Origin of the sequence: Porphyromonas miyakawae, from assembly GCF_045865415.1 — a bacterium.
Lineage (GTDB): Bacteria > Bacteroidota > Bacteroidia > Bacteroidales > Porphyromonadaceae > Porphyromonas > Porphyromonas miyakawae.
The window spans coordinates 561,514-586,892 of sequence record NZ_BAAFSF010000001.1 but is presented as its reverse complement, the minus strand read 5'-3'; the positions used below and the strand labels follow the sequence as shown (position 1 = coordinate 586,892).

Genomic DNA, 25,379 nt, shown 5'->3' with positions numbered 1-25,379 from the left:
AGGGGAAGAAAATCATTTTACTGCCGTTTTGCAAGCCAGCGATAGGCATTTTCAAAGGCTTCCATCCAGGGAGTTACTTCATCATTAGCTCGTGCGCGCGGATAGAACCCACACTGCTGAGGATAAATAGAGCGCTCCGGATGAGGCATAATAGCCAAATGACGCCCACTAACATCTGTTAATGCAGCTACGCCAGAAGGAGATCCATTAGGATTATAAGGATACTCATCATAGGTATAACGCGCTGCAATGTGGTAGGTATCTATAGGGTTATCAAACTCAAATCTACCCTCACCATGTGCACACCACACGCCCAAAGTAGCTCCTACTAAGGAAGATAACATTACACTATTAGTCTCCGGTATAGTCACGTTAACAAAGCAACTCTCAAACTTACCGGAATGGTTACGTTCCATATGATGTGTTATCTGCCCATTAGAAGAAAGTACCCCTAACTCGGCCATTAGCTGACAGCCGTTGCATACTCCGATACTCAACTTATTCTCATCTTGGTAGAAGCGTTCAATCGCACAACGAGCCTTATCGTTATAGAGAATGCCGGCAGCCCATCCTCTTGCAGAGCCTAATACATCACTATTGGAAAAACCTCCTGCAAATGCAAGCATAGAGACTTCTTCAAGCGTTTCGCGCCCCTCAATAAGATCAGATAGATGCACATCCTTAACCTCAAAACCGGCCATATACAAAGCCCAAGCCAGCTCACGCTCACCATTCGTACCCTTATCACGAAGCACCGCAGCGACAATTTTCTTATCTGAATGATTAAGCGGGGTCAAATGTCCTGTAAAGAGCTTAGGCATACTCCATTGTAGGGGCCGCTTACCCATAAGGGCGTATCTACTTTCAGCATCAGAGGATTCTGTTTGTAACTTATCCAAGCAGTAAGAAGACTTTGCCCAAGTATTACGTGCCTCCTCTATATTGATACTCTTCTCTTCGGTACCATAGCGAAAACGCACGGCATCATTCTCTACGTGATACTGCCCACCTAAGCAATAGTAACGCACTCCAGCCTTATCCAATGCAGCAGTTACGCACTCTAAATCCTTTACTTGTAGTACAACCGCAGGATTTTCTGCATAACAGATCTTACAGATATCTTCTTGTCCAAAAGCATCAAGATTGATATCAAATCCTCCCTTTTCAAGTGCAAATGCCATCTCTAAGAGGGTGGCTAATAGACCTCCCGCAGAGACATCATGCCCGGCCGATACTAAGCCAGAATTGATAAGTTGCTGCACACTTTCAAAAGCTGTTGCAAAATAGGTTGGATCCGTTACTGTAGGAGCTACCGCACCGACATAGCCTAAGCTTTGATAGTATGCAGAGCCTCCCAAGGCCAGCGGAGTTTTACTAAAATCTATATATACCAAACTGGCCTTTTTATTCTCTGTATCTAACTCCGGAGTAACGATCTTACGCACATTGCTTACAGCACCCATTGCAGAAACGATCAAGGTCCCGGGACTAAGTACCATCTCCCCATTAGGATATTGTTGAGTCATGGAGAGAGAGTCTTTACCCGTAGGGATATTTATCCCCAATGCAGTAGCAAAAGCCCCGGCAGCCTCTACCGCTTCGTAAAGTCTGCAATCTTCCCCCTTATTGCGAGAGGGCCACATCCAATTTGCGCTGAGAGAAATACTCTTTAAGCCTTTCTCCAGAGGAGCAAATACTATATTGGTAAGTGCCTCTGCTATAGAGCAAATAGCACCCTGAGCAGCTGAGATAAGCCCTACTTGCGGCGCATGTCCCAAAGAGGTTGCCATACCACGCATACCTCCATAATCCAAACTTACGGCACCTAAGTCACTCAAAGGCAACTGATGAACCCCTACGCATTGCTGACGCACCACCCTACCGGTTACGCTTCTATCCACCTTGTTGGTCAACCAGTCTTTGCAAGCGACAGCCTCGAGGGAAAGCACCTTATTTAAGGCTGCAAAAGGATCTCTTTCTGTCGGATTAGGTTCTGCAAAGCGTATGGAAAGCTTACTATCCTTCATTATTGTTTGAGGAGGAGAAGCCAACAGCGCATCTACCGGAAGATGCATAGCTGCCTGTCCCTGCTTGCGTGAGAACAGCAACTCGTGGGAGGCATCTGTCTCACCCACCATGAAAATAGGGGCTTTCTCCCGTTCTGCAATTGAATGGATATGCGGATAATCCTTTTGATCGATTAGCAAGCCCATACGCTCTTGACTCTCATTCCCTATTATTTCTCTGTCTGAGAGTGTGCGATCCCCTACAGGGAGCGCATCGATATCAATCTTACCTCCGGTTTCTTCAATGAGCTCTGTAAGGCAGTTTAGATGACCGCCTGCACCGTGGTCGTGAATACTGATGATGGGATTTGCATCGCTTTCTGTTAGACTACGCACTACATTCATCACCCGCTTCTGCATTTCCGGATTAGCACGCTGCACTGCGTTTAGCTCTATTCCACTCGAATAGGCACCTGTATCAACGCTACTGACAGCACCTCCGCCCATACCGATACGGTAATTATCACCCCCCATCACAACTACACATTGCCCGGGTTTGGCAGTGCCTTTTTTTGCATCTCTTGCCTTTGCATAACCGATACCGCCTGCCAGCATAATTACCTTGTCATACGCATAGCGATAAGGCACCTCCGGCTCGGTATGCTCAAACGTAAGCAAAGAGCCACAGATCAAAGGCTGACCAAACTTATTGCCAAAGTCACTTGCCCCATTAGAAGCTTTAATCAATATTTCGCTTGGGGACTGATATAAGTAGTTGCGCTCGCGAAGTGGAGAAATAGGAGCTTCTCTATTAGTACGGGGATAAGATGTCATATATATAGCTGTACCGGCCATAGGTAGTGATCCCATACCACCTGCCATTCTATCCCTTATTTCCCCTCCGGATCCCGTAGCTGCGCCATTAAAGGGCTCTACCGTGGTAGGGAAATTATGCGTCTCAGCCTTTAGCGATAGTACACTTTCACTTTCTTTTTCCTTATAGACAGAGGGAGCTGCCGCATCTTCAGGAGCAAACTGGCTATACGAGAATCCCTCTATAAAGGCTACATTATCTTTATAGGCAGAAACGAGACCATTAGGGTTCGCTTTGGAAGTTGCCTTGATCATAGAAAATAGCGTATGAGGCATCTCCTTACCATCCAATACGAAGCGTCCGTTGAATATTTTGTGTCTGCAATGCTCACTATTGACCTGTGAGAAGCCAAAAAGCTCACTATCCGTAAGCGGTCGCCCTAATTTCGTTGCTAAGTCCTTTAAATAGGTTATTTCCTCATCGCTGAGTGCTAAGCCTTCCGAACGATTGTATTCTGCTATATCAGTAATCTGTCGAATCTCCTCCCGCTCACGGACCGCATCAAAAAGGTGTTGATCTACATTCGTATAATGCCGCTCCAGCATTGGATCCAGCTTAGCATCCTTTCCGGTAACGGAACGGAGACACTCAATGCGTATAATTGTAGCAATGCCCATATTGTGAGCAATCTCAACTGCATTGGTACTCCAAGGCGACACCATCTCGCTTTTTGGACCGATAAAGTCTCCTTTCAATTCGGAAGAAACCGTATCTCCTTCCTGCATTTTGAAGAGCTTGCGTAAACGCTCTTCGTGCTCCTTGCTAAAAGGAGCGGTATGCTCTACTGCATAACAAATCTTTTGGGAGGTGGAAAAATAGCTAAGCATTGAAATTTAGCGTATAAATCTATGTTGTATAAATAAGCAACGAATGCATTGCTCTTGGTGTCGCATTCTAAATGCAATTTGTATAGTACAAACGAGAAGTTGCGACAGGGCACCTCAAGTAAGCTCTGCCACACACTTCCCGTAATAAATAAGGTTAATTAGTATGCAAATATAGGATACTCTTTCATCATCCGGTTCACCTCAGTTCTTACTTCTTTAATTGTATTACTGTTTTCCGGATCTGCGAGTACACGATCAATTAAGTCAACGATATAAGGCATCTTATCTTCCTTAAGGCCGCGAGTAGTAATTGCAGGTGTACCTACACGGATACCGCTTGTTTTGAATGCGCTACGATCATCAAACGGTACCATGTTCTTGTTAACGGTTATATCGGCAGCCACCAAAGCGTTTTCAGCTACCTTACCGGTCAACTCCGGATACTTACCGCGCAAGTCAATCAACATGCAATGGTTATCCGTACCACCGGACACAAGATCATAACCCTTGTCTACGAATGCTTGTGCCATTGTAGCAGCATTCTTCTTCACCTGCACTTGGTACTCCTTGAACTCTGGCTGAAGAGCTTCTCCAAAGGCAACTGCCTTAGCGGCAATCACATGCTCCAGAGGACCTCCCTGAATACCGGGGAATACAGATGAGTCTAAGAGCTGGCTCATTTTCTTTATTACACCCTTAGGAGTCTTCTTGCCCCAAGGATTATCAAAATCCTTTCCGATCAAGATAATTCCTCCACGTGGGCCACGAAGCGTCTTATGGGTAGTAGAGGTTACAATATGAGCGTACTCAAGCGGATTGTTTAATAGACCGGCTGCGATCAAACCTGCCGGGTGAGCCATATCAATCATTAGGATTGCACCCACCTCATCGGCAATCTTACGCATGCGAGCGTAGTCCCACTCACGAGTATAAGCACTACCCCCACCGATGATCAGCTTGGGTTTATTCTCACGTGCCAACTGCTCCATCTCATCATAATCAACCCGACCGGTCTCTTTCTTTATATTATATCCCACAGGATGGTACAAGATACCTGAGCTATTAACCGCAGAGCCGTGTGACAAGTGACCTCCGTGATCCAAGTTAAGCCCCATGAATGTATCCCCAGGATTTAAGATAGCCGACAGAACTGCCATATTGGCTTGTGCTCCACTATGCGGCTGCACATTAGCCCACTCAGCATGAAACAACTCCTTGATACGATCGATCGCAAGTTGCTCACTCTTGTCTACTACCTCGCATCCACCATAGTAACGCTTTCCGGGATAGCCCTCTGCGTACTTATTGGTCATACAACTGCCCATTGCCTCCATTACTTCATCGCTGACAAAGTTTTCACTGGCAATCAGCTCAATACCTTTCATTTGGCGCTCATGCTCTTCCTGTATGAGGTCAAATATTTGCTTGTCTCTTTTCATACAAATTATGCTTTTTACGTTGCTATAATCGTTGCTTCATCAACGCACCAAACTCCTCCGAGCAGAGTCCACTGCGTAGTCAGTGCAAAGATAACAAAATAGCATCACAACCACCATTGCTTCTTAATAATGATGCATTGGGACTTCGCAATATTCTCTTGCACCGTTGTAAGGTATTTTGTTTGTACTCCACTAAAAGAGCGATAAAAGAAAAGATACAGGGAACCATCTCATAGGATGATTCCCTGTACCCGATAAATATGATTCAGATATTCTCTGACTGGTTATTTTACCTTTGCAACGATGGCTTTAAATGCTTCAGGATCATTCATTGCCAAGTCGGCAAGAACCTTACGATTAATCTCGATACCATTAGCATGGAGAGCACCCATCAGACGAGAATAAGAGAGACCTTCCAGACGTGCTGCTGCATTGATACGTTGTATCCACAAAGCACGGAAGTTACGCTTCTTATTCTTGCGGTCTCTATAAGCATAAGTAAGACCTTTTTCCCACGTATTCTTGGCAACCGTCCACACATTGCGACGCGCACCATAATAACCGCGAGTTTGCTTAAGTATTCTTTTTCGCTTCGCTCTGGAAGCTACATGATTGACTGATCTAGGCATAATACTAAATTCGTTTCTTCGTTATTTTCGATACTAGTTGCGTGTTACGATCACTTCATAAGAAGCATTTCCTTCACCTGCTTTTCGTTAGTGTCATGCACTAAGCCCGAGTAGGTTAAGTTGCGTTTTCTCTTCTTTGATTTTTTCGTCAAGATATGGCTCTTGTACGCATGCTTTCTCTTGATCTTTCCACTACCGGTAATAGCGAAGCGCTTTTTTGCACCGGATACAGTCTTCTGCTTTTGTTTAGGCATTTTCTTATTAACTAACTGATTTATTCTATTAAGAGGGCAGTCACTTTCAGAGTAGCCTCGGGGCAAGCCTTCGCCCGGTCGGTCATCCTTGCACCATCTATCGAGGTGCGATCGCTACCCTCATTCTTTTATTTTATTCGCTCTTCTTGGGATTTTTCTTTTCGCTTTGTGCTCCTCCTTTTTTAGGAGATAGCATCATATACATGCGTTTTCCTTCCAGCGAAGGCAGACTTTCAACCTTTGCTACATCCTCTAAATCGGTAGCGAAGCGAAGTAACAAAACCTCTCCTTGCTCCTTAAATAGGATACTACGACCGCGAAAGAATACATAAGCCTTTACTTTGGCACCCTCACTAAGAAACTGCTGCGCATGCTTCAGCTTAAAGTTATAGTCATGATCATCCGTTTGCGGACCAAAGCGTATCTCCTTGATTACCACCTTGGTAGAGTTTACTTTCTGCTCTTTCTGACGCTTACGTTGTCTATAAATAAACTTCTGATAATCAACTATCTTACAAACCGGCGGCTTAGCATCAGGAACAATCTCTACTAGATCCAATCCTGCATCCTCTGCCATTTGGAGGGCTTCTCTAAAGGAGAATACGCCACTTTCTACATCATCTCCCACTACACGCACCTCTCTTGCCGATATCTGCTCATTGATGCGATATTGTTGCGACTTATCTCTATTCTGCACTAATCGTTGTGTGCCTTACGCACGTCTAAATATTTACTCTTTTCGTTTTGCTCCTTTCCCAATTTTTCTATTGTATACTGCTATTTTCTCGCATTCAAGTCTCTCTGAAAACTAATTGTCGTACTTCCACGCATTCATTTCATCGTCTACTTGTTTGCGGATAAGCTCGGCAAAGGTAGTGATTTTTTCCTTACCTTGATCACCTTCCCCTTGTTTACGTACCGAAACAGTGTCAGTTGAAGCTTCCTCTTCACCCACTATAAGCAAGTAAGGAATACGTTTAAGCTCATTATCCCGTATCTTCCTACCCACTTTCTCGTTTCGGTCATCAACAGCCACATCCACACCCTCTTCACGAAGCATCCTGCACACCTTGTAAGCATAGTCATTAAATCGTTCACTTACAGGCAGAATTACAGCTTGATCAGGGGCTAACCACAAGGGGAAGCGACCGGCAGTATGCTCAATTAGCACTGCCACAAAGCGTTCCATAGATCCAAAGGGGGCGCGGTGAATCATTACGGGGCGATGCTTCTGATTATCTTCTCCAGTGTACTCCAGCTCAAAGCGCTCGGGCAGATTGTAGTCCACTTGAATCGTTCCCAACTGCCACTTACGTCCTATAGCATCCTTTACCATAAAGTCCAACTTAGGACCATAGAAAGCAGCCTCACCATACTCTACGTGAGCATCCAAACCCTTCTCTTTACACGCTTCTATAATAGCATTTTCTGCCTTCTCCCAGTTCTCATCACTTCCTATATACTTCTTGCGATTTTTCTTATCACGAAGTGATATTTGTGCTTCAAACTGAGTGAAATTAAGTGCTTTAAAGATAATAAAGATGATGTCCATTACCTTAATAAACTCCTCTTTCACCTGATCCGGTGTACAGAAAATATGTGCATCATCTTGCGTAAAGCCTCTCACACGCGTCAGCCCGTGTAACTCACCACTCTGCTCGTATCGATACACAGTACCGAACTCTGCCAAGCGAACCGGCAGATCACGGTATGAGTGGGGCTGTAGCTTATAGATTTCGCAGTGGTGCGGACAGTTCATTGGCTTTAGCATGAACTCTTCGCCCTCCTGAGGCGTTTTAATCGGACGGAATGAATCTGCCCCATACTTTTCATAGTGACCGCTCGTCTTATACAGATCTATATTACCGATATGCGGTGTCATCACTTGTTCATAACCAAAGCGGCTCTGTATTTTTTTCAAGTAGTCCTCTAACTTAAGGCGCAATTTAGTTCCTCTTGGAAGCCATAAGGGAAGTCCCACCCCAACTTTTGGAGAGAAAGCAAATAAGTTAAGTTCCTTGCCTATCTTACGATGGTCTCTTTTTTTTGCCTCTTCAAGAAGGGTCAGATATTCATCCAATAGTTTTTTCTTTGGGAACGTGATCCCGTAGACACGGGTCAATTGCTTACTCTTCTCATCACCTCGCCAATATGCTCCGGCAAGTGCAGTCAGCTTAACCGCTTTAATGTAACCGGTATTTGGCAAGTGTGGTCCTCTACACAAATCAGTGAATTGCCCCTGTGTATAAGTGGTAATGGTGCCATCCGCCAATTCATTGATTAGTTCAAGTTTATAATGCTGTCCGGTCTTTTCAAAAAAGGACAAGGCTTCACTCTTTGACGTTGGCTTACGCTCCAAAGGCTGCTTCTCTCGGGCAAACTGAAGCATCAAATCCTCAATTGCCTTCAAGTCTGACTCCTTCAGTTCCACATCGCCCGTATCTATGTCATAGTAAAAGCCGTTATCAATCGCAGGTCCTATTCCGAACTGTGTACCCGGGTACAACTGCTGAATAGCCTCTGCCATAAGATGGGCGGAAGTATGCCAGAAAGCATGCTTTCCTTCCGCATCTTCCCATTTAAGCAACCGAAGCGTGGCATCCTCATTGATAGGGCGCGTCAAATCTATTGTTTCCCCATTCACCTCAGCCGCTAGTACTTCTTCTGCTAAGCGGCTACTTATACTGCGTGCAACATCCAGGGCAGTTGTACCTTGTTCCACTTGCCGAACACTGCCGTCAGGTAATGTTAGATTAATCTTCATATTTACAGCGCACTATACGCCTATTAAATTTATTCTAAGTACAAAGGTACAAAATAGTTGCAGGGACATTACGCTTTCGCATAACTTCCCTGCATTTTTGAATTTCTTTTCGGAAAGAATCTTTTCCCTAAAGGGTAACTACTGATATAGTACGAATCAGATTAGAATGCATAGCCGACCTTCACTTCCAAAAGGGGCAGAGGCGACATCTCCATAAAATCTTTTTCAAAATTGGCTACCAAACCAAGACCCGCCTTACAATCAGTGTAAATATGATTTTTAAACGTGTACCGATACCCTACATTGAGTAAAAGCGTGCCACAGTGTGCATAATCCGGTGTACATAATTTCTTTCCATTTTCACGACAAGCATCATGATTTCTATAGTAATGCTCCACAATCATCATATATCCAAGTGCGAGCTCTCCATAGAAACCACTATTGTAACGAAGCGAATAGCCTTTACGCAAACGATAATTGGTATCAAATCGCCAACGGAGAGCCACTTGTCCTTTCGTAAAGAACAGACCTGTGCGTGAGCTTCCTCCGTCTGCTCCGTAGTAATAGCTACCCCAACCAATTAGTGGGGCTCCTATCGCCGCATCAACGAGAAGAGTAGTTTGTGGCAACACCGGCCATTCATAAGTAAAACTCGCCCCATAGACAAATAAGTAATGTGTATCAAACGCTATCGTACCCATACGCCGTACATCGCTATCCGCTTTGGTTGTTGATGTGTCGGCATTCTCCATAGTCGTTTGCGCACGTAATAACGAAGGGGACAGAAAGAGTATCATCCCCATTGCCATCATTAGACTCGTAAAAAGGTGTTTTTTCATCATACTGTGTGTTTTAGTGTGTTATGTATGTTCTTTTGGACTTAAATTCCATAAGTCCGACACAAAGATAACATAAACGAATGAAAGTGTACACCCATACGTCTTCACCTAAATCAGGGAAGAGATAGATCTATCTACTCCGCCTCAAATACTCTTTTCTACCCTCTCGTAATCCACTCTACGAAGATTTTCTAATAGCTGATCATTCGTTTGTAAAAGTGCGTACGTTCAATGCGGGGAAAAGCGACTACCAACAGGCAATCTTATTCACACGACGTTCATGGCGTCCTCCTTCAAAAGGAGTATCCAAGAAGGTTTGCACTACTTGCTTTGCCTCTTCTTCAGAAATAAAACGTGCAGGCAGTGCTACTACATTAGCATTATTGTGCTGACGCCCTAGGGCAGCTATTTCCTTATTCCACGACAAAGCACAGCGCACCTTTTGATGCTTATTTAGTGCCATAGAAATACCATTACCGGTACCACATATAGCGATGCCCCGCAGCACCTCATCTTTATCAATGGCATCCCCCAACTTATGGGCAAAGTCAGGATAATCAACCGATTCAGCAGAGTTAGTTCCAAAGTCTATTACTTCAAAACCTCTATCGGCAAGGTAATGCTTAATGCACTCCTTCAGTTCATATCCCGCATGATCTGCAGCGAGCGCAATTTTCTTATCCATCATATTTTAGAGGCGCTTGACTTGATCTTCTTGAGGGTCATCTCCCTGGTTGGTAACCAGCCGATACCCCTTGCCATGTACATTCATAATTTCTATGGTAGGATCACCCTTGAGCATTTTGCGCAGCTTAGTGATGTACACATCCATACTCCTTGCATTGAAGTAATTGTCATTTTCCCATATTTTCTTCAATGCATAGCTTCTTTCTAATGTACGATTAGCAAAAGCGCAAAGAAGTGAGAGCAGATCACTCTCTTTCGTGGTCAAACGAATAGGCTCTTCATCCTCAAAGGCAAGCGTCTGATTCTGCGTGTCAAACAGATATTTTCCAATCTGATAATAAGGCATTATAGCAGCGTCGTTACCCTTCACGCGGCGTAATAGTGCTTCTATACGGGCCAAGAGTTCATCCAAGCTGAATGGCTTACGAATGTAATCGTCCGCACCGACCTTAAAGCCTTTCAACACATCCTCTTTTAGTGTCTTTGCAGTCAAGAAAATGATAGGAACCTGCTCATCCAATGAGCGTATTTTCTCTGCCACAGCAAAGCCATCTACTCGTGGCATCATTACGTCTAATACACAGAGGTCAAACGCATTCTTACTGAAGTTTTCTAAGGCTTCTTCCCCATTATGAAAAAGAGAGACCTCAAACTCTTTAGATTCAAAGAAGTCCTTTAACAGACCTCCCAAACTCTCATCATCTTCACAGAGAAATATCTTTGTTTTATTTGCCATATCTTTTCCTTCGTTATTCCCTTTTGTCAGAACGACTCAACGTTCTACTTACGATAAAACCATTATAAGAGACGTATTGTTCACTCGTTGCTCTTTTTTCTTCTTTTTTCCACCTTCGTCAAGGGGAAAGTTACACTCATCGTAGTACCTACCCCCTTCTTGCTTTCCACTTCTACGGTTCCCCCCATCGCTATTACAGTGCGCTGCACGTAACTTAAGCCTAGTCCAAAGCCTTTCACATTGTGTACGTTACCCGTTTCCACACGATCGTATTGCTTAAAGATACGCTTCTGATCCATACGACTAATACCGATACCGTTATCAATCACGCTAATCGTCACACTATTACGATTTCTATTATAGCAACGCACCGTCAGTTCGATCGGTTCATCCATTTTACGGTACTTTACTGCATTGTCCATTAGGTTGAAAAGCACATTTTGGAAATGGAGCTTATCCACATAGATCTCCATGTTTTCAGCTTCCAAGGAGAGCGTCATACTCCCTCCGAGCGTATCACACTTAATGCTATAAACCGTTTTTATATCTTCCAATATTTCACGGATATCAACATTTTTTGGGTGAAAGCGTACCTTGCGTTCATCAACTAAAGTAAACTGAAGCACTTTTTCCACAATATATGAAAGGCGCTTCGTTTCACTTTTCAGCACATTATAAATTCTCTCTTGCGATGGAGTCTTTTCGAGCGCACTTGTTTCCTCCAACATGTCAGTAGCCAGCATAATGGAGGTAAGCGGTGTCTTTAGCTCGTGGGTTAAGTTATTGACAAAGTTTTTTCTATTCTTCAAAAAGACGACCTGTCGCGAAAAGAGGATCAACAATACCGCCATGAGTAGTATAAAAGAGGCCATCATCACAATTGAGAAAGTCGCATACTGGTTAGGATTCATGTAATCCTTGTGATAAGGGAAGCACAACTTGATGTAACCGGCATAATGCCTATTAAACAACTGTCCTTCAAAGAGGTTTCTTCGTACTATTTGATTCTCCTCACATTGGATATTGAGGTTTTCATCATTGGATTTGAAAACCTCTCCGTTGTGGTCATATATGCGGTAGATGAAAGGCTCTCTTATATCAACCCCCCTAAGCGTCTCATTCAATTTACTCTCAAGCACCTCACAATCAATACGCATCTCTAAAGGACGGATGTCGTTATCCAGGCCGATTATGGAATTTAAGACCACTTCTGTAAGACGCTCACTATAGTAAAAGAATGCATTTACTAAGCGTTGCTGTTCTTCATCCGGGTAGTCCGATAGTACGTTTACATTGAGTAACGTATCGTGTACCATAGAGCGTGGCCAAGTTGCGAACCGTGAAGATTGAAGTAACAGATTCCATTCGTGCAACTTAAACAAGGGATCCGTATAGCTTGAGTCTGCGTTTTTACCCTCAATCAGTTGTCCTAACCTACGCCTTTCCCCTTCTTTGGTGATCAGCTCATAGGTAAAACGTGTAATAGCATCCTTTTCTACCTCCTGCATCGTCTCAGCGAGGGCAGTCTTCACAAGGGTAGAAAACTGCTCATTGCGCATCCTGTGCATTGATTCCAAATATTTCACTTGGAAATAAATGCCCACTGTGAACGCAATCGCAGGAAACAGCAATATAAACAAATACCACTTCTTACCCGACATGCACACATTCACCTTTCACATCAGCAAAAGTAACCAATTATCTCAAAAATGAGAAATTTTCTCAATAAATGACTTATATGCAGACAATTGTATCGCCCCCCCAATATATAACAATTAGAGTATGACTTAAGGCTATGCAACTGAGGCAACTCCTATAGGCCGCTCAAATTATCTGTATCTTTTTACTGAAACATCAGAACCTTCTTATCAAAAGATACTGATCATTCGATCGAAATATCAGTATCTTTTGACGTAGGTCTACATCACATCTCAGGGAGTAATCACCGAGGGACGCGCCCATAAAAAGTAAGTTGCCAGCCAGCAATAGCCACAATACACAAGGCATGCTAAACGAGCGTCTAATCTACCTTAATGTATCATATATTTAAGTACTTTATTTACTTTGACAAAGTAATTTGAGATATAATAAACTCAATGAAAAATATATTACTATATTTGCCCCCAGATGGGGTGCTTGATCCTATCTTGAATAGAAGCTAATGCCAATGTCGATTCTACTAATCACTTAAACATACAAAATTTATGAAACCAATTCGATTGTTAGAGACAGCTCTATTACTACTCTTTACACTCAGTGTGGTACATGGGCAAGAGGGCAAGAATCCACTCTTAGCAGTGGCTGAGTACAACATTGAAGCCGATGGCTCAATGGCTACCGGGGACCAGATGACTGCCTACGGAGGTCACTTCAAGTGGAACATGTTAGAGACCCTCACACTTCCTAAGGGATATCATATCCCGACTAAAGAAGAAATGATGCTGCTAGCAGGGCGCTTCTCTATGGATGAGACTCCACGTCCCCCTTACCCAATCCTTATATGGACTATAGATCAAGAGGCTGATGAGAAGGTCAATCTTTTTGGCAAAGAGTATACCCTCTCCTCTCACTACTATGCCCTCAATGATGGCAAGTGCTACGCGTTGCGTTTCAAGGGCGAGGACAATAGGTACTTCAGTGCCTACAAATGGGAGATGGTACCCAAACCAGACGACAAAGACAAAACTCTTGCACTCAAGATAACGTGCCGTCTGCTAGGAGCTGAGGGAATTAACACTGACATCAAAACACTGGCAACGAAAGAGTTTTGGGAAGGCGATAACGGGCATGACGTAGTACGTTTCTTCCCATCAGCTGGTTATGGAGACTATACCGGAGAGGACAAGGTCGTAGACCTCAATGAGTATGGCAGGTATTGGTCTTGCACATCTCGCGAGGACTCTAAAAATGGAGCTTGGGGCTTTGGCTTCGATGGTAGCATCGTCATCGTGTACAACTGGATCAAAACGTCTGCATATAGCCTACGATGCTTCAAGGATTATGGCAATGGGACTTCTATGGAACCCGTAATAAGTAATGGGCATGGAGACGTCTCCATAAATTTTGACCCGGCACTGCGTACAGTTTGTATCGATGGGATTGCCACTGGTACTACAGTTTCCCTCTATTCGCTTACTGGAGAGCGACTCTATATGGAGGTAGCTTCCTCTGAAAGTGTCCGCATAGATTTGTCTTCCTACACTACGGGATCATATATAATCTCTGCAGGAAACACTAGCTACAAGTTACAACTCTAATCCCTGATCTAATGAAAACGCGAACACTACTCACTATTATCTTATCCTTGACTCTGGCCTCTCTATGCAGGCTCTCTGCTCAAGATGCTCAAAATCCGCTCTCTGCTGTGGCTGAGTACAACCTCGAAGAGAATGGCACCTTTGCTTCTGGAGATCTACAGACAGCGTATGGAGGATTATTCAAATTTTCCACTCTCTCCGAAGCTAAAATTCCTCAAGGCTATCATATACCGACCAAAGAGGAGCTGATGGTCATCTCGGGAAGGTATGACCAGGACGAAAAACCTAATCCTCCCTATCCGGATCTCTCATGGGAGATTGATCGAGCTGCAGATGAAGAAGTCGTACTATTTGGTGAAAAGTATACGCTCAACTCACATTATTATGGAAAGGGAGATTTTGTCTGCTATGCAATAAGATTTAAGGGAGGTGACAACCGCTATCTTAGTGCTTATAAATGGGAGCCAATCTTTTTCGAAGGTGATACACAGAATGTGAAGACAAAAGCTCTAAAGGTCACCTGTCGTCTCCTTGGAGCTGAGGGGGCAAACTTAACTGTAAAAGATATTGCTAAGCCTGAGTACTGGTCTGATAATGCTCAAAAGGATGTTGTCCGCTACTTCCCGACAGCAGGATACGTCAACTACACAGGAGGCAATGAAGTGAATGGGCGAAATCTCAAAGGACGTTATTGGAGCTGTACAAGCAAAGAACCTAACGGAGCTTGGGGCTTTGGCTTTGATGCGGACTTCGTTATGGTTCACTCTTGGCACCACGCCTCTGGCTATAGCATTAGATGTTTCAAGGACAAAACTACCGAACAACCTGTGACTGATGCGACCTGCCAGATGAGCGTTGCTACATCAAATGCCACGGTTGAAGTGGAGCTCGCTGGTCCTCAGGAGATTGAAGTAGACTGGGGCGACGGCACTCGCCATAAGGTCTCTCTAACTAAGACTGGAGGAAAAGTATCCGGGAGTGTCATCGGGGACAAATTCTCCATTTACGCTAATCACCTCACATCGCTCAAAGCTAATGGACAAAGCCTCTCTGAGGTAGTCCTTTCAAACTGTGGAGAGTTAGAAATACTTGAGTTGGGCTTTAATAAGCTAAAAGGATTGTCTCTTGAGGGCTTGACCAGCTTGAAGCATCTCAACGTGGTGAACAATCGAATCGGACAGTTAGACGTGTCGCCTGCGAAAAAACTACAATATCTCTCTGTGGGAAAGAACTTTTACATAAAGGATCTCGCTCTCAACAATCTTGTAGATCTAGAAGAGCTATACGTTGCCACCAACGACATTTCGGGAATAGATCTCTCAAAGAATACAAAGCTCAAGGTGCTAGACCTCTCCAAAAACAAAGGGATAGCCTCAATAGACCTCTCTAGTCTCACTGCGCTAGAGAATCTATCAATCGGAGGGACCTCAATAAAGTCTCTTGATATTTCGAAAAATCAAGCTCTGGTAAGACTATATGCTTCTGGCAACAAAGAGCTATCGACTTTGCAGTATACCTCTCTAGCGAAGCTTCTCAGTTGCTATTTATCCAAATGTGCACTAGGAGTGGAAACTCTGAATAAGCTGATAGATAATCTCCCTGATGTCTCTGATGTCTTTGTCTATGCTAATGAACGTGTTTGGAAGAAACAACTCGAAGTATCCGAAAACACTGGTATAACAAAGACGCAACTCAACCTCCAAAAGGCTAAGAACAAAGGATGGCAAGTAGACCTACTAGAAGACGCTTGGTCTGTAGGACCAGCTGCTCCATGTATGATCCTTACGACTGCAATTCCAGTCAATGAGGAAATTTCGTTGACAGTTGAGAACTACTACGATCCATTTTGGGTAGACTGGGGGCAGTGGTGGAGTAGCTTCCTGCAGTCTAGTTCTTATGTTATCACACACGATGTAAGACAGCCTGAGATAAAGTACTACTCTAGAGGATTGATGGAAATTAGAGCTCCCAAACAAAAGCTTACTAAAGCAGAGTTTCCTAACAACGATCAGACTTACATGATTGATCTACACGACAATGAGTTGACGTCACTAAGTCTTGATGCTAAAAACTCGATGGTCTCTATGGATCTGCGCAATAATAAGCTAAGTAAGGAAGCTCTGAATCAGATCTTCAGTTCTCTACGCACACTGTCAGATATTCGCTACCCATTCCCACTTATAGGGCAAGATGCTTTCCCCACAAGCATACCCTTTGGCAAAATCTATATAGCTGGGAACCCCGGAGCCAAGGAGTGCAATACGTCAATAGCTACTAAAAAGGGCTATACGTTAGATATGCACACAGGTGTAGAGTCGCTATCTCCTTCGGATAGTTCAATCTACAGTTATCCTAATCCGGCTAATCAGACTCTCTACCTAAGTGACAAGGCTGATTATGCGGAGCTATACACCTATAATGGCGTACTGGTCTTTAAGGCTCAGAATGTTGTTAGGATAGATGTATCTAGTCTACCTCAAGGGAACTATCTACTTAGGATAAATGGCACTACGCTAAGAAAGGTGTCTATCGTCCACTAGAATACTAGAAGAGGATACATCCAATCATATTTTATTAAATATATAGCCGCGGATGAGTTTTTAAGCTCCTCCGCGGCTATAATTTTACCTCCATAAGAGATTTCTACAGCAAGAGTAAGCTGGCTGCCATTACCGCCATGCCAGCAACGAGCCCATAGATCGCTTGATGATGTTTACCATAGGCCTCCGCTGCAGGGAGCAACTCATCTAAAGAAATATACACCATAATGCCGGCTATCATGGCGAAAATAACTCCGTACGTATGCTCATTGAGGAATGGAGCGAGTAGAAGATACCCAACGATGGCACCTATCGGCTCTGCCAAGCCTGAGAGGAAAGAGATCGTGAAAGCTCGCTTTCGATTTCCCGTCGCATAGAAAATAGGAACTGAAACAGATATTCCTTCCGGTATATTGTGTATCGCTATAGCAAAGGCAATTGGAATACCCACACTGATATCCTGCATACCGGACAAGAAAGTAACCATTCCTTCGGGAAAATTATGAATAAAGAGTACCAAAGCAGTTATCATACCTACTCTCAGTAAATGCTTTTCCTTACCGGTATCACCCTCTTCTCTCTTAAGGCGATCAACCGCAGGAATATCCTCCACGCTATTTTTCAACTCGTGTGGATTCTCTCGCTCGGGTATAAAGCGGTCTATAAGTCCTATGAGCAAAATTCCCGCAAAGAAAGATAGTACAGTATATAGCTCAGGCAGACGCCCCGAGTAGAGTTTACGAAAATACTCAAGTGATGAAGGAAACATCTCCACAAAAGAGACATATATCATCACTCCTGCAGAGAAGCCAAGCGAGACACAAAGAAAAGTTGTATTGGTGCGTTTGCTAAAGAAAGCCAGTGCACTGCCGATACCCGTTGAGATTCCGGCAAAGAAAGTAAGTAGGAAGGCAGTTAAAACCTGATCAGAGAGCATTTTAATTTCCCCAACGCTTTAATATCACATCATAGGCATCTATTCTCCGGTCCCTCATAAAAGGCCACCAACGTCTTACAGTCTCACTACGAGCAGTATCAACTTCAACAAGGGCTACAGCTTCTTTATCCTCCATTCGACATAACCACTCCCCTTGTTGTCCGCACACAAAGCTATTTCCCCAAAAAGAGATTCCTCCCGTCAAGCCACTTGGATCCGGTTCATAGCCTACTCTATTGACGGCTACTACAGGGATACCATTTGCTACAGCATGCCCCCTCTGTACCGTAAGCCATGCCTCCAACTGGCGAGCTTGCTCTTGAGCATTATCTGTCGACTCAGTACCGATAGCAGTAGGATAAATCAATATGTCGGCACCTCTCATAGCCATAATACGCGCAGCTTCCGGATACCATTGGTCCCAACAAATCAGTACTCCTAAGCGTCCGATTGAAGTATCTATAGGCTGGAAACCTAAGTCGCCCGGTGTAAAGTAAAACTTCTCATAGTAGGCAGGATCATCCGGTATATGCATTTTACGATACTTACCGGCTATACTGCCATCCTTATCAATTACTACCGCTGTATTGTGGTATAATCCCGGAGCTCTTTTCTCAAAGAGAGAAAGCACAAGCACCACTCCGCACTTCTTTGCTAAGACGGAAAAATGCTCTGTAGACGGACCGGGTATAGTCTCTGCTTGATCAAAAAGAGCAACATCTTCTGTTTGACAGAAGTACAGGCCATTGTGCAACTCTTGCAGAACAATTAGATCTGCCCCTTGCGCAGCGAGTTGCTGAATCTTTCCATCCAGCTGCTCTATATTATGCGATCTATCAGCTGCGTTTGCTTGTTGAATAAGTCCTATTTTCATAAATTCCTTGCTTCTACACTCAAAAAACTTGGATTAAGAAAACCTTTAGGGATCTGCATAGTAGCACAATGCAAACTTCCATGCTGGTATATGAGTTCCCGACAATCAACCGGTATAACCTCTCTACTTCCTTTGAAGTACTGATTAAAGAGGAAGAGTGCTCTTTGATCCCAGTGTACCCCGTAGGTAGGCACTAAAACTGCGCCATTTACAAAAAGAAAGTTGGCATACGAGGCAGGCATCAGTGCCCCATCCTCATCACGAAGTCCCTCCACATAGGGCAAAGCTAATAACTTAAAAGGATCTCTATCCTCTATTTGTGTAGCGTGTATCTCATTCTCAAACTGCTGTAGCGCAAGCTTTATAGAAAAATCGTAGCAACCTAATGGCGATACATAGGCCACTGTATTACTATCGATAAAACGTGCAAGCGTATCAATGTGCCCATCCGTATCATCGCCCGGGATAAAACCATTTGCTGTCATTCGTATTGTCTTTGCGGAGAGTGTAGAAAGGAGCATCTTTAAGAGTTCCTCGCGATCCGATATATGATCATTGCGGTTGATTGAGAAGATGGAGCTGGCTGTCGCTAAAATCAATCCGTCCCCGGAGGACTCTAAAGCTCCGCCTTCTGTAACCAAGAACTCAGCTATCTTGACCGATACATCACTTCGGTAAAAACCCTGCTCCCCAAATAGTGAATAAGCTACCCGATTATCGTGATTAGAAGCATACTTCATTCCCCATCCATTAAATCGGAACTTCACGACCTCCTTTTTGCCGTCTTTGATACAAGCAATGGGCATGTAGTCACGCACCCAGGTATCATTCATCAGTACCGGCACAAAACGGATCGGATAGATTGTATTGAATGAAGTAAAATAGGGCTCCGGATCATCTAATGGGTGATGTAATAGGATCACCGGCTCAAAGCGACTAATTGCTTGCACAATGCCTATGTAGCAACTTCTGATTGCGTCTATGCGACAAGCCCAGTCCATCGTTTCACTCGGCCACGCAAGCACCACTGCATCCTGCTCTGCCCACTCCGGGATCATGCCTATGTACTTATCTTCCATAGCGATATCTGTACTCATTTCTTTATCCTCTTTCAGGTTAACAAAGTTAAGCATTAAACGCTATGACCACTCCTCTCTTACCCATCACTGGGTAGCGAAGAACTAAAAATACCTACGGAAAGGGCGCCTACCTCTCCCGTAGAAGCGTGGCTCCGGCTGAAAAGCATTGGGTATATGCTTAATTTCAAAAAGCCCCTGAGCAGGCCGATACACAACGGAGAGGATATCAAAGCGAATAGGAAGCCCCATTTTTTTCATACGGCTATAATGATCCGCTACATAACAAATATTCATCCTCTTCTGTCGGGTTACTGCAGACTGAGGGGTATAGAGGTAATTCTCATTACGCGTCTTTACTTCAAAAAAGACCAAATACTTACCATCCGTAGCAATCAGATCGACTTCTTTACGGTTATAGTACCAATTACGCTCCAAGACACGCATCAAGAGCTTGTCCTCAACATAGCGAAAGGCATACCTTTCTCCCTCTCTTCCTAACCAACTATGTGTATCCAACAGAATTAATTGCGTTTTCCCTCGGCTAATTGCTTCCTGAAACTCTCAATGTGACGAAGTTTCTTTTCATCCAATATTTCATCAATGCGAATGAGAATACTCGTCTCTTCCACATTGCTAAACTCATAGTTAACAGCCGTGCCTAAAAGAAGCAGCATCGGAGAGAGTGATAGATAGGCACTAAAGAGCGGAGGAATATTGATTCCCAACTTACGCACCTCATTTTTCAAGATACGATAGTCCTCTTTTACGTTGTCACCGCTAAATATTTCTCTTATCTCGTCCAAGTTACCTTCTATGGGAACCGGTTGCTTAGGGCACACCAAGTTACTATCATCATGGAAATATTTATCCATAAAGAAAAGGATAAGGTTGCGCGCTCGACGATTGTAGTCGGCATACATTGTCACCTTACCGAAAAAGTAATTTATATCAGGATAAATAACGGTGAGTCCACCCAACCCGTCCCATAGGTTATCCAAGGCAAATATCGTCTGCGAGCTCAAGCCGGAGGACTGAAAAGAAGGAGCTACAAAAGAGCGACCCAATTCAATCGTAGAAGGAAGAATATCTGTCACAAACTTCTCACTATAGTCAAACATATGTGAGGTAGCGAGTATATCTGTTCCCTTTGGGTTGCTTACCACGTCAGCACCATGAATAAAGCGATAGCCCCCGATGATCTCTTCTAACTCGGGGTTCCATACAATCAGTTGTTTATACCCTCCCTCAAGAGTATCAAATTCATCTATATCACAAGCCTTACCACTACCTCCTCCGGAAGCTCTAAAAGAGACTTCACGCAGGCGTCCTACCTCTCGCATAGCATTAGGTGCCTCATGGGCGGAAAATATGTATATATCATTGTTTCCGCGATTGGTCTTACGCATAAATAGGTTCTCGGTAAGCTCACTTCGGAGTAGGGATTTCTCTATAGGTTGTATGATCGTTTCCATAATAGGCTACTTTTTCTGTTCGTGATTAGTGGTTATCTTTGGCTTTACATCTTCAGTGAGATAAAATGAGGGAAGACTATATACCCGTGCTCTGATCTTTTTAGAAAGGACATCCACACGCTCCTTGCGCTCTTGCAGATCCTTATAACTTATTGGATCCCCCACCAGTACTGTATAATGATTTCCTTTAGACTTAAACATCTCCTGGGGCAGCATTGTGGTGCCTATATTAAACTTCACCCCCAATCGCTTGCGCCAAAGCTCTGTTTGATAGAAGCGCTTTGAATTATACCCATCAAAATAGAGAGGTACAATGTTGCGTTCATACCTTGTTGCTTGGCGTATATAGCTATTCTTCCAAGGCAAATCCTTTATTTCACCATTGATTTTTCGAGAGCAGACCCCTGCAGGGAAAGTAATCACCGGATAGGGGCCCGCCAAAGCCTCATTCAGTTTAACTACCGATTCACGGGATTGTGCTCCCAACGTATTTACAGGTACAAAAATATGACGAAATGGCTCTAAATTGAGCAACATATCGTTTACTATATAGCGTATTTCCGTTTGATAATGCTCTGCGATCATCACGGTGAGACAAATACCATCCAAAGCGCCTAAAGGATGATTGCAGATAAAGAGCTGCCGTGGATCTTTGGGCAGTCGCTCCACCCCCTTGAAAGAGAGGTGAATATTGAAATATTCAATTAGCTGCCGGGCAAACTCTATGCCCTCCAAATGTCCATATTTGCTCAGCACATAGTTTATTTCGTCCTGACAAATCCACTTTTCCAAAAAACGTGTTACAAACCGCGGAAGAGGACGCTTCAGCTTAGCAGCAGCCACTTTTCTTACATCAATCAATTTGATCTGCGCGCTTTGTGCCTGATCCTTATCTTGCGTATTCATTCTTATTTTCTCATGGGAAAGAGTCTGCTTGTGCCAAATAGAGCAACCCTTTTCCAATGTCATTACTCTCCTATTTTACTACAAAAATAAGAAAATCCTAATACAATAAAGTCTCAAAAAGAGCATTCGTTTCCCAACATGCACTTAATCAGCGACTTCCGCCACTACTTCATATTATAATACTAAGAGGGAAAAGCTTTTTTCTCTGTATTATGAAAAGATTGCTCGTCCCGCTGTTGGCACGTCGTGCACAAATTCCCATAGCTACAAGAGCATCACAAATTGCAATTATTTAAAAACAAAAAAAGATAAGAGAAGTGTCTCTTACCCATGCTATCTAATAAAGTTATGAATGAACACTTGTGACTATTTATCCGAGTGATAGCCGAAATTCTCTAACAGAGAGTCGTTACTACGCCAATCAGTAGCCACCTTTACAAATAGATCCAATCGAATATGCTTATCGAAGAGCTTCTCTAAAGCTCGCCGAGAGGTGATTCCAAGCTTTTTGATCGCCTGCCCACCATGTCCTATAATGATTCCCTTCTGGCTCTCCCGCTCTACCACAATCACCGCTTCAATATCAATACGCTCCTTATCCTCCTTAAACGAGGTCACCTCTACTTCTACAGCATAAGGGATTTCCTCAGCATAATAGCGAAGTATCTTTTCTCGTATTATTTCACTTACAAAGAAGCGAATTGGTCTGTCTGTGAGCTGATCTTCATCAAAGTAGCGTGGGGCTACCGGTAGCAACTCCCCAATTCTTTTCTTTAGCGGCTCTATATTGAAGTTGTTGGTAGCCGATATGGGTAGTAGCTCAGCCTGTGGCAACAAGTCATGCCATTTGTCCACCAACTGCTCTAACTGCTCATTATTGGAAAGGTCAATCTTATTAATTAATACGATGACTGGGACCTGAGCCTTTGCTACGTGCTGAATGAAGTCTTTGTTCTTCTCGGGAGTCTCCACTATATCGGTCACATAGAGCAGTATATCCGCATCACCTAAGGCCGATTCTGAGTAAGCTCTCATTCGCTCCTGCAAACGATAGCCGGGTTTGACCACTCCCGGTGTATCAGAGAATACGATCTGCATATCCGGTGTATTGACAATACCAATTATGCGATGACGGGTAGTCTGACTCTTAGGAGTGATGATAGAGAGTTTCTCTCCGACTAATAAGTTCATGAGCGTGGACTTCCCTACGTTGGGATTTCCCACGATATTTACAAATCCACTTTTGAAGTTTTCTTCTTGGCTCATGAGCTAAAGGGGTTGTGCAAGTTAAGCACGCTCAGAGGCCGTGTAACCCCATACAAGGTAAACAGCTCCCCATGTATAACCGGCACCAAACGAAGTAAGTATCAGCTTATCTCCTTTTTTGAGTTTAGACTCCCACTCACTCAAGCAAATAGGTATCGTAGCACTACTGGTATTACCGTACTTTTGGATATTAATCATCACCTTTTCACTAGGGATCCCTAGCAATCGGGTAACCATATCTATAATCCGCAAGTTTGCCTGGTGAGGTACCACCCATGTGATGTCCTCTTCAGTTAGATTATTACGCTCAAGAACCTTTTGGCAGCTGTCTACCATGCCTTTTATAGCATGCTTGAACACGTGCTGTCCATCTTGATGTACAAAGTGCTCATGGCGTGCCACGGTATCAGCAGTAGCAGGACTAACTGATCCACCCGAATACATGATGAGGTGCTCACGTCCGATGCCATCTGTACGGAAGAGTGCATCTATAACACCTTCTTTGGCTTCTCCTTCTACTACCTTCGCTTCTAAGAGGGCGCAACCGCTTCCATCCCCGAAAAGGGGAAGGGTTTGCCTATCCGTCACATCAACAGCTGCTGACATTTTTTCAGTAGCTACGACAAGTAAGCGCTTATAACGCCCCGAGCGAATATAGTTAGCTCCTGTTTCTAATGCATATAGCCAACTAGGACAAGCACTTACTAAATCAAAGGTAAAAGCATTAGTACAGCCTGTTTCATAAGCCACAACAGAGCTGGTAGTAGGGAAATGGTAATCCGCTGTATTGGTTGCCAATATAACTCCCTCAATGGAGAGAGGATCCACCCCACTCTTATCCAAGAGCGAACGTACAGCCTGTATAGCTAAATAGGAAGCTCCCTTACCGGGAACTTTCAGTACACGACGTTCCTTAATTCCAACACGAGTGGTAATCCACTCATCGCTGGTATCTACCATCTTCTCTATATCCGCATTGGTCAGCTTATCCTCTGGTAGGAAGCTACCTACGGCCGTTATTACGGCTTCTATTGTTTGTGGCATCTTGTTAGCTAATTTGTGTCTTTCTATAGATGGCACACTTATGGGGTGCTCTTATCGTAGCGCCACGGTGCCAAGTATTTTTTTGTAGCGTGGAGAGGATTGTAAGCTACGTGCTTACTCCTCTTCCTTCTCAATGGCTAACTGACCACGGTAATAGCCACACTCGGGGCATACGGTATGATAAATATGCCACGCACCACAATTGGGGCACTTTGCTATTGTGGGTACTGCTGCCTTGTCATGTCCACGACGTAAACGTGTTCTTGTGTGTGATTGTCTTCTTTTAGGATGTGCCATATCTCTGCGTTTAGCTTACTTTTTTCTATTCTTTATATTATATGTATATACTCTTATTTTTTATGAGTTACGAGGTAATTAGTTATCCTCATTCTCATCAGGCAAAAGTCCTCTTTTGCGTTCCTCTTCTTCCTGTTGCGCATAATAACGCATACTATCAGCATTACACTCGCCATCAGCGTGCACCCTCTTCATAGGGATAGAGAGCACCACTAACTGATAGAGCAAGTCGTCCATGGGCAGTACAGGGTCGTCCATGGAAACAATGAGCTCCTCCACATCGTCCAAATCCGTAGTTTGACCAAACTTAACCACAAAGGGATAAGAGGCATTAATAGGCAAATCAAGATCATCGGCGCATCGGTCACATATCGTTTTCACAAAGCCTCTTAATGCTATGTTCAATTGGAACACATTGCCCGTACGATCGCCCTCTACGAAAGCCTCCACCTCTCCGCCATAAATATCGAAAGGATTTTCACGTGCGAAGACAGCATTCTCCAGAGTAAATTGCTCAGAGAAGTGCCCCTCGGGAAGTCCGCTCAGTACGATACGATTCCTATTACCTTTCATTGCTCATTGTTCTGTATATCAATAAGATACGCTCCATACCTCATACGCTCCTAAAGCTTCAGTAGGAAGTCTTATCGCT

At 43.8% G+C, this 25,379-nt stretch carries 22 protein-coding genes; 2 read left to right on the top strand and 20 right to left on the bottom strand.

The window, feature by feature from the left end:
* Positions 1–17: 17 nt before the first annotated feature.
* From purL to ACLWMH_RS02300, 10 genes are all read right to left on the bottom strand, one after another.
* On the bottom strand, positions 18–3,707 hold the full coding sequence (gene purL, locus ACLWMH_RS02345) for a phosphoribosylformylglycinamidine synthase (protein WP_411915148.1): 3,690 nt from the start codon (positions 3,705–3,707) through the stop codon (positions 18–20).
* Positions 3,708–3,865: 158 nt separating this feature from the next.
* Positions 3,866–5,146 carry a serine hydroxymethyltransferase gene (gene glyA, locus ACLWMH_RS02340; protein ID WP_411915147.1) on the bottom strand — a complete coding sequence of 427 codons (1,281 nt, stop codon included), beginning with the start codon at positions 5,144–5,146 and terminating at the stop codon, positions 3,866–3,868.
* A gap of 284 nt (positions 5,147–5,430) precedes the next feature.
* Positions 5,431–5,775, bottom strand: a complete 345-nt coding sequence (gene rplT, locus ACLWMH_RS02335) for a 50S ribosomal protein L20 (RefSeq protein ID WP_411915146.1) — start codon at positions 5,773–5,775, stop codon at positions 5,431–5,433.
* A 50-nt stretch (positions 5,776–5,825) separates the two neighbouring features.
* Positions 5,826–6,029: a 50S ribosomal protein L35 gene (rpmI, locus tag ACLWMH_RS02330; RefSeq protein ID WP_411915145.1), complete on the bottom strand. Its 204-nt coding sequence runs from the start codon at positions 6,027–6,029 to the stop codon at positions 5,826–5,828.
* Between the two features lie 133 nt (positions 6,030–6,162).
* Positions 6,163–6,726 (bottom strand): translation initiation factor IF-3, encoded by a 564-nt coding sequence (infC, locus tag ACLWMH_RS02325; protein WP_411915144.1) that lies wholly within the window; start codon positions 6,724–6,726, stop codon positions 6,163–6,165.
* Between the two features lie 111 nt (positions 6,727–6,837).
* The gene (gene thrS / locus ACLWMH_RS02320) at positions 6,838–8,793 is read right to left on the bottom strand and encodes a threonine--tRNA ligase (protein WP_411915143.1); all 1,956 of its coding nucleotides are present in this window, start codon (positions 8,791–8,793) and stop codon (positions 6,838–6,840) included.
* Between the two features lie 161 nt (positions 8,794–8,954).
* The gene (locus ACLWMH_RS02315; protein WP_411915142.1) at positions 8,955–9,635 is read right to left on the bottom strand and encodes a hypothetical protein; all 681 of its coding nucleotides are present in this window, start codon (positions 9,633–9,635) and stop codon (positions 8,955–8,957) included.
* Positions 9,636–9,879: 244 nt separating this feature from the next.
* On the bottom strand, positions 9,880–10,317 hold the full coding sequence (gene rpiB, locus ACLWMH_RS02310; protein WP_411915597.1) for a ribose 5-phosphate isomerase B: 438 nt from the start codon (positions 10,315–10,317) through the stop codon (positions 9,880–9,882).
* Between the two features lie 6 nt (positions 10,318–10,323).
* Positions 10,324–11,055: a response regulator transcription factor RprY gene (rprY, locus tag ACLWMH_RS02305; protein WP_411915141.1), complete on the bottom strand. Its 732-nt coding sequence runs from the start codon at positions 11,053–11,055 to the stop codon at positions 10,324–10,326.
* Between the two features lie 80 nt (positions 11,056–11,135).
* Positions 11,136–12,623 carry a sensor histidine kinase gene (locus ACLWMH_RS02300; RefSeq protein WP_411915140.1) on the bottom strand — a complete coding sequence of 496 codons (1,488 nt, stop codon included), beginning with the start codon at positions 12,621–12,623 and terminating at the stop codon, positions 11,136–11,138.
* Positions 12,624–13,259: 636 nt separating this feature from the next.
* Here ACLWMH_RS02300 and ACLWMH_RS02295 point away from each other — a divergent pair.
* On the top strand, positions 13,260–14,312 hold the full coding sequence (locus tag ACLWMH_RS02295; RefSeq protein WP_411915139.1) for an Lcl C-terminal domain-containing protein: 1,053 nt from the start codon (positions 13,260–13,262) through the stop codon (positions 14,310–14,312).
* Positions 14,313–14,323: 11 nt separating this feature from the next.
* Positions 14,324–16,852 (top strand): T9SS type A sorting domain-containing protein, encoded by a 2,529-nt coding sequence (locus ACLWMH_RS02290; RefSeq protein ID WP_411915138.1) that lies wholly within the window; start codon positions 14,324–14,326, stop codon positions 16,850–16,852.
* Positions 16,853–16,955: 103 nt separating this feature from the next.
* Here ACLWMH_RS02290 and zupT read toward each other — a convergent pair whose 3' ends face one another.
* The 10 genes from zupT to ACLWMH_RS02240 all read right to left on the bottom strand — a co-directional run bounded on the left by zupT (position 16,956) and on the right by ACLWMH_RS02240 (position 25,300).
* Positions 16,956–17,789, bottom strand: a complete 834-nt coding sequence (gene zupT, locus ACLWMH_RS02285) for a zinc transporter ZupT (protein ID WP_411915137.1) — start codon at positions 17,787–17,789, stop codon at positions 16,956–16,958.
* Position 17,790: 1 nt separating this feature from the next.
* Positions 17,791–18,663: a carbon-nitrogen hydrolase gene (locus ACLWMH_RS02280; protein WP_411915136.1), complete on the bottom strand. Its 873-nt coding sequence runs from the start codon at positions 18,661–18,663 to the stop codon at positions 17,791–17,793.
* Positions 18,660–19,796 (bottom strand): agmatine deiminase family protein, encoded by a 1,137-nt coding sequence (locus tag ACLWMH_RS02275; protein WP_411915135.1) that lies wholly within the window; start codon positions 19,794–19,796, stop codon positions 18,660–18,662. Before ACLWMH_RS02275 ends, ACLWMH_RS02280 begins: the two co-directional genes overlap by 4 nt.
* Before the next feature lie 48 nt (positions 19,797–19,844).
* Positions 19,845–20,258 carry a YraN family protein gene (locus tag ACLWMH_RS02270; protein ID WP_411915134.1) on the bottom strand — a complete coding sequence of 138 codons (414 nt, stop codon included), beginning with the start codon at positions 20,256–20,258 and terminating at the stop codon, positions 19,845–19,847.
* A 5-nt stretch (positions 20,259–20,263) separates the two neighbouring features.
* Positions 20,264–21,214, bottom strand: a complete 951-nt coding sequence (locus tag ACLWMH_RS02265; protein WP_411915133.1) for a GNAT family N-acetyltransferase — start codon at positions 21,212–21,214, stop codon at positions 20,264–20,266.
* Positions 21,215–21,220: 6 nt separating this feature from the next.
* On the bottom strand, positions 21,221–22,183 hold the full coding sequence (locus tag ACLWMH_RS02260) for a 1-acyl-sn-glycerol-3-phosphate acyltransferase (protein ID WP_411915132.1): 963 nt from the start codon (positions 22,181–22,183) through the stop codon (positions 21,221–21,223).
* A 303-nt stretch (positions 22,184–22,486) separates the two neighbouring features.
* Positions 22,487–23,386, bottom strand: a complete 900-nt coding sequence (gene era, locus ACLWMH_RS02255; protein ID WP_411915131.1) for a GTPase Era — start codon at positions 23,384–23,386, stop codon at positions 22,487–22,489.
* A 21-nt stretch (positions 23,387–23,407) separates the two neighbouring features.
* Positions 23,408–24,430: a beta-ketoacyl-ACP synthase III gene (locus ACLWMH_RS02250; RefSeq protein ID WP_411915130.1), complete on the bottom strand. Its 1,023-nt coding sequence runs from the start codon at positions 24,428–24,430 to the stop codon at positions 23,408–23,410.
* A 114-nt stretch (positions 24,431–24,544) separates the two neighbouring features.
* Positions 24,545–24,727 carry a 50S ribosomal protein L32 gene (gene rpmF, locus ACLWMH_RS02245; protein ID WP_411915129.1) on the bottom strand — a complete coding sequence of 61 codons (183 nt, stop codon included), beginning with the start codon at positions 24,725–24,727 and terminating at the stop codon, positions 24,545–24,547.
* A gap of 78 nt (positions 24,728–24,805) precedes the next feature.
* The gene (locus tag ACLWMH_RS02240; RefSeq protein ID WP_411915128.1) at positions 24,806–25,300 is read right to left on the bottom strand and encodes a YceD family protein; all 495 of its coding nucleotides are present in this window, start codon (positions 25,298–25,300) and stop codon (positions 24,806–24,808) included.
* Between the last annotated feature and the right edge of the window lie 79 nt (positions 25,301–25,379).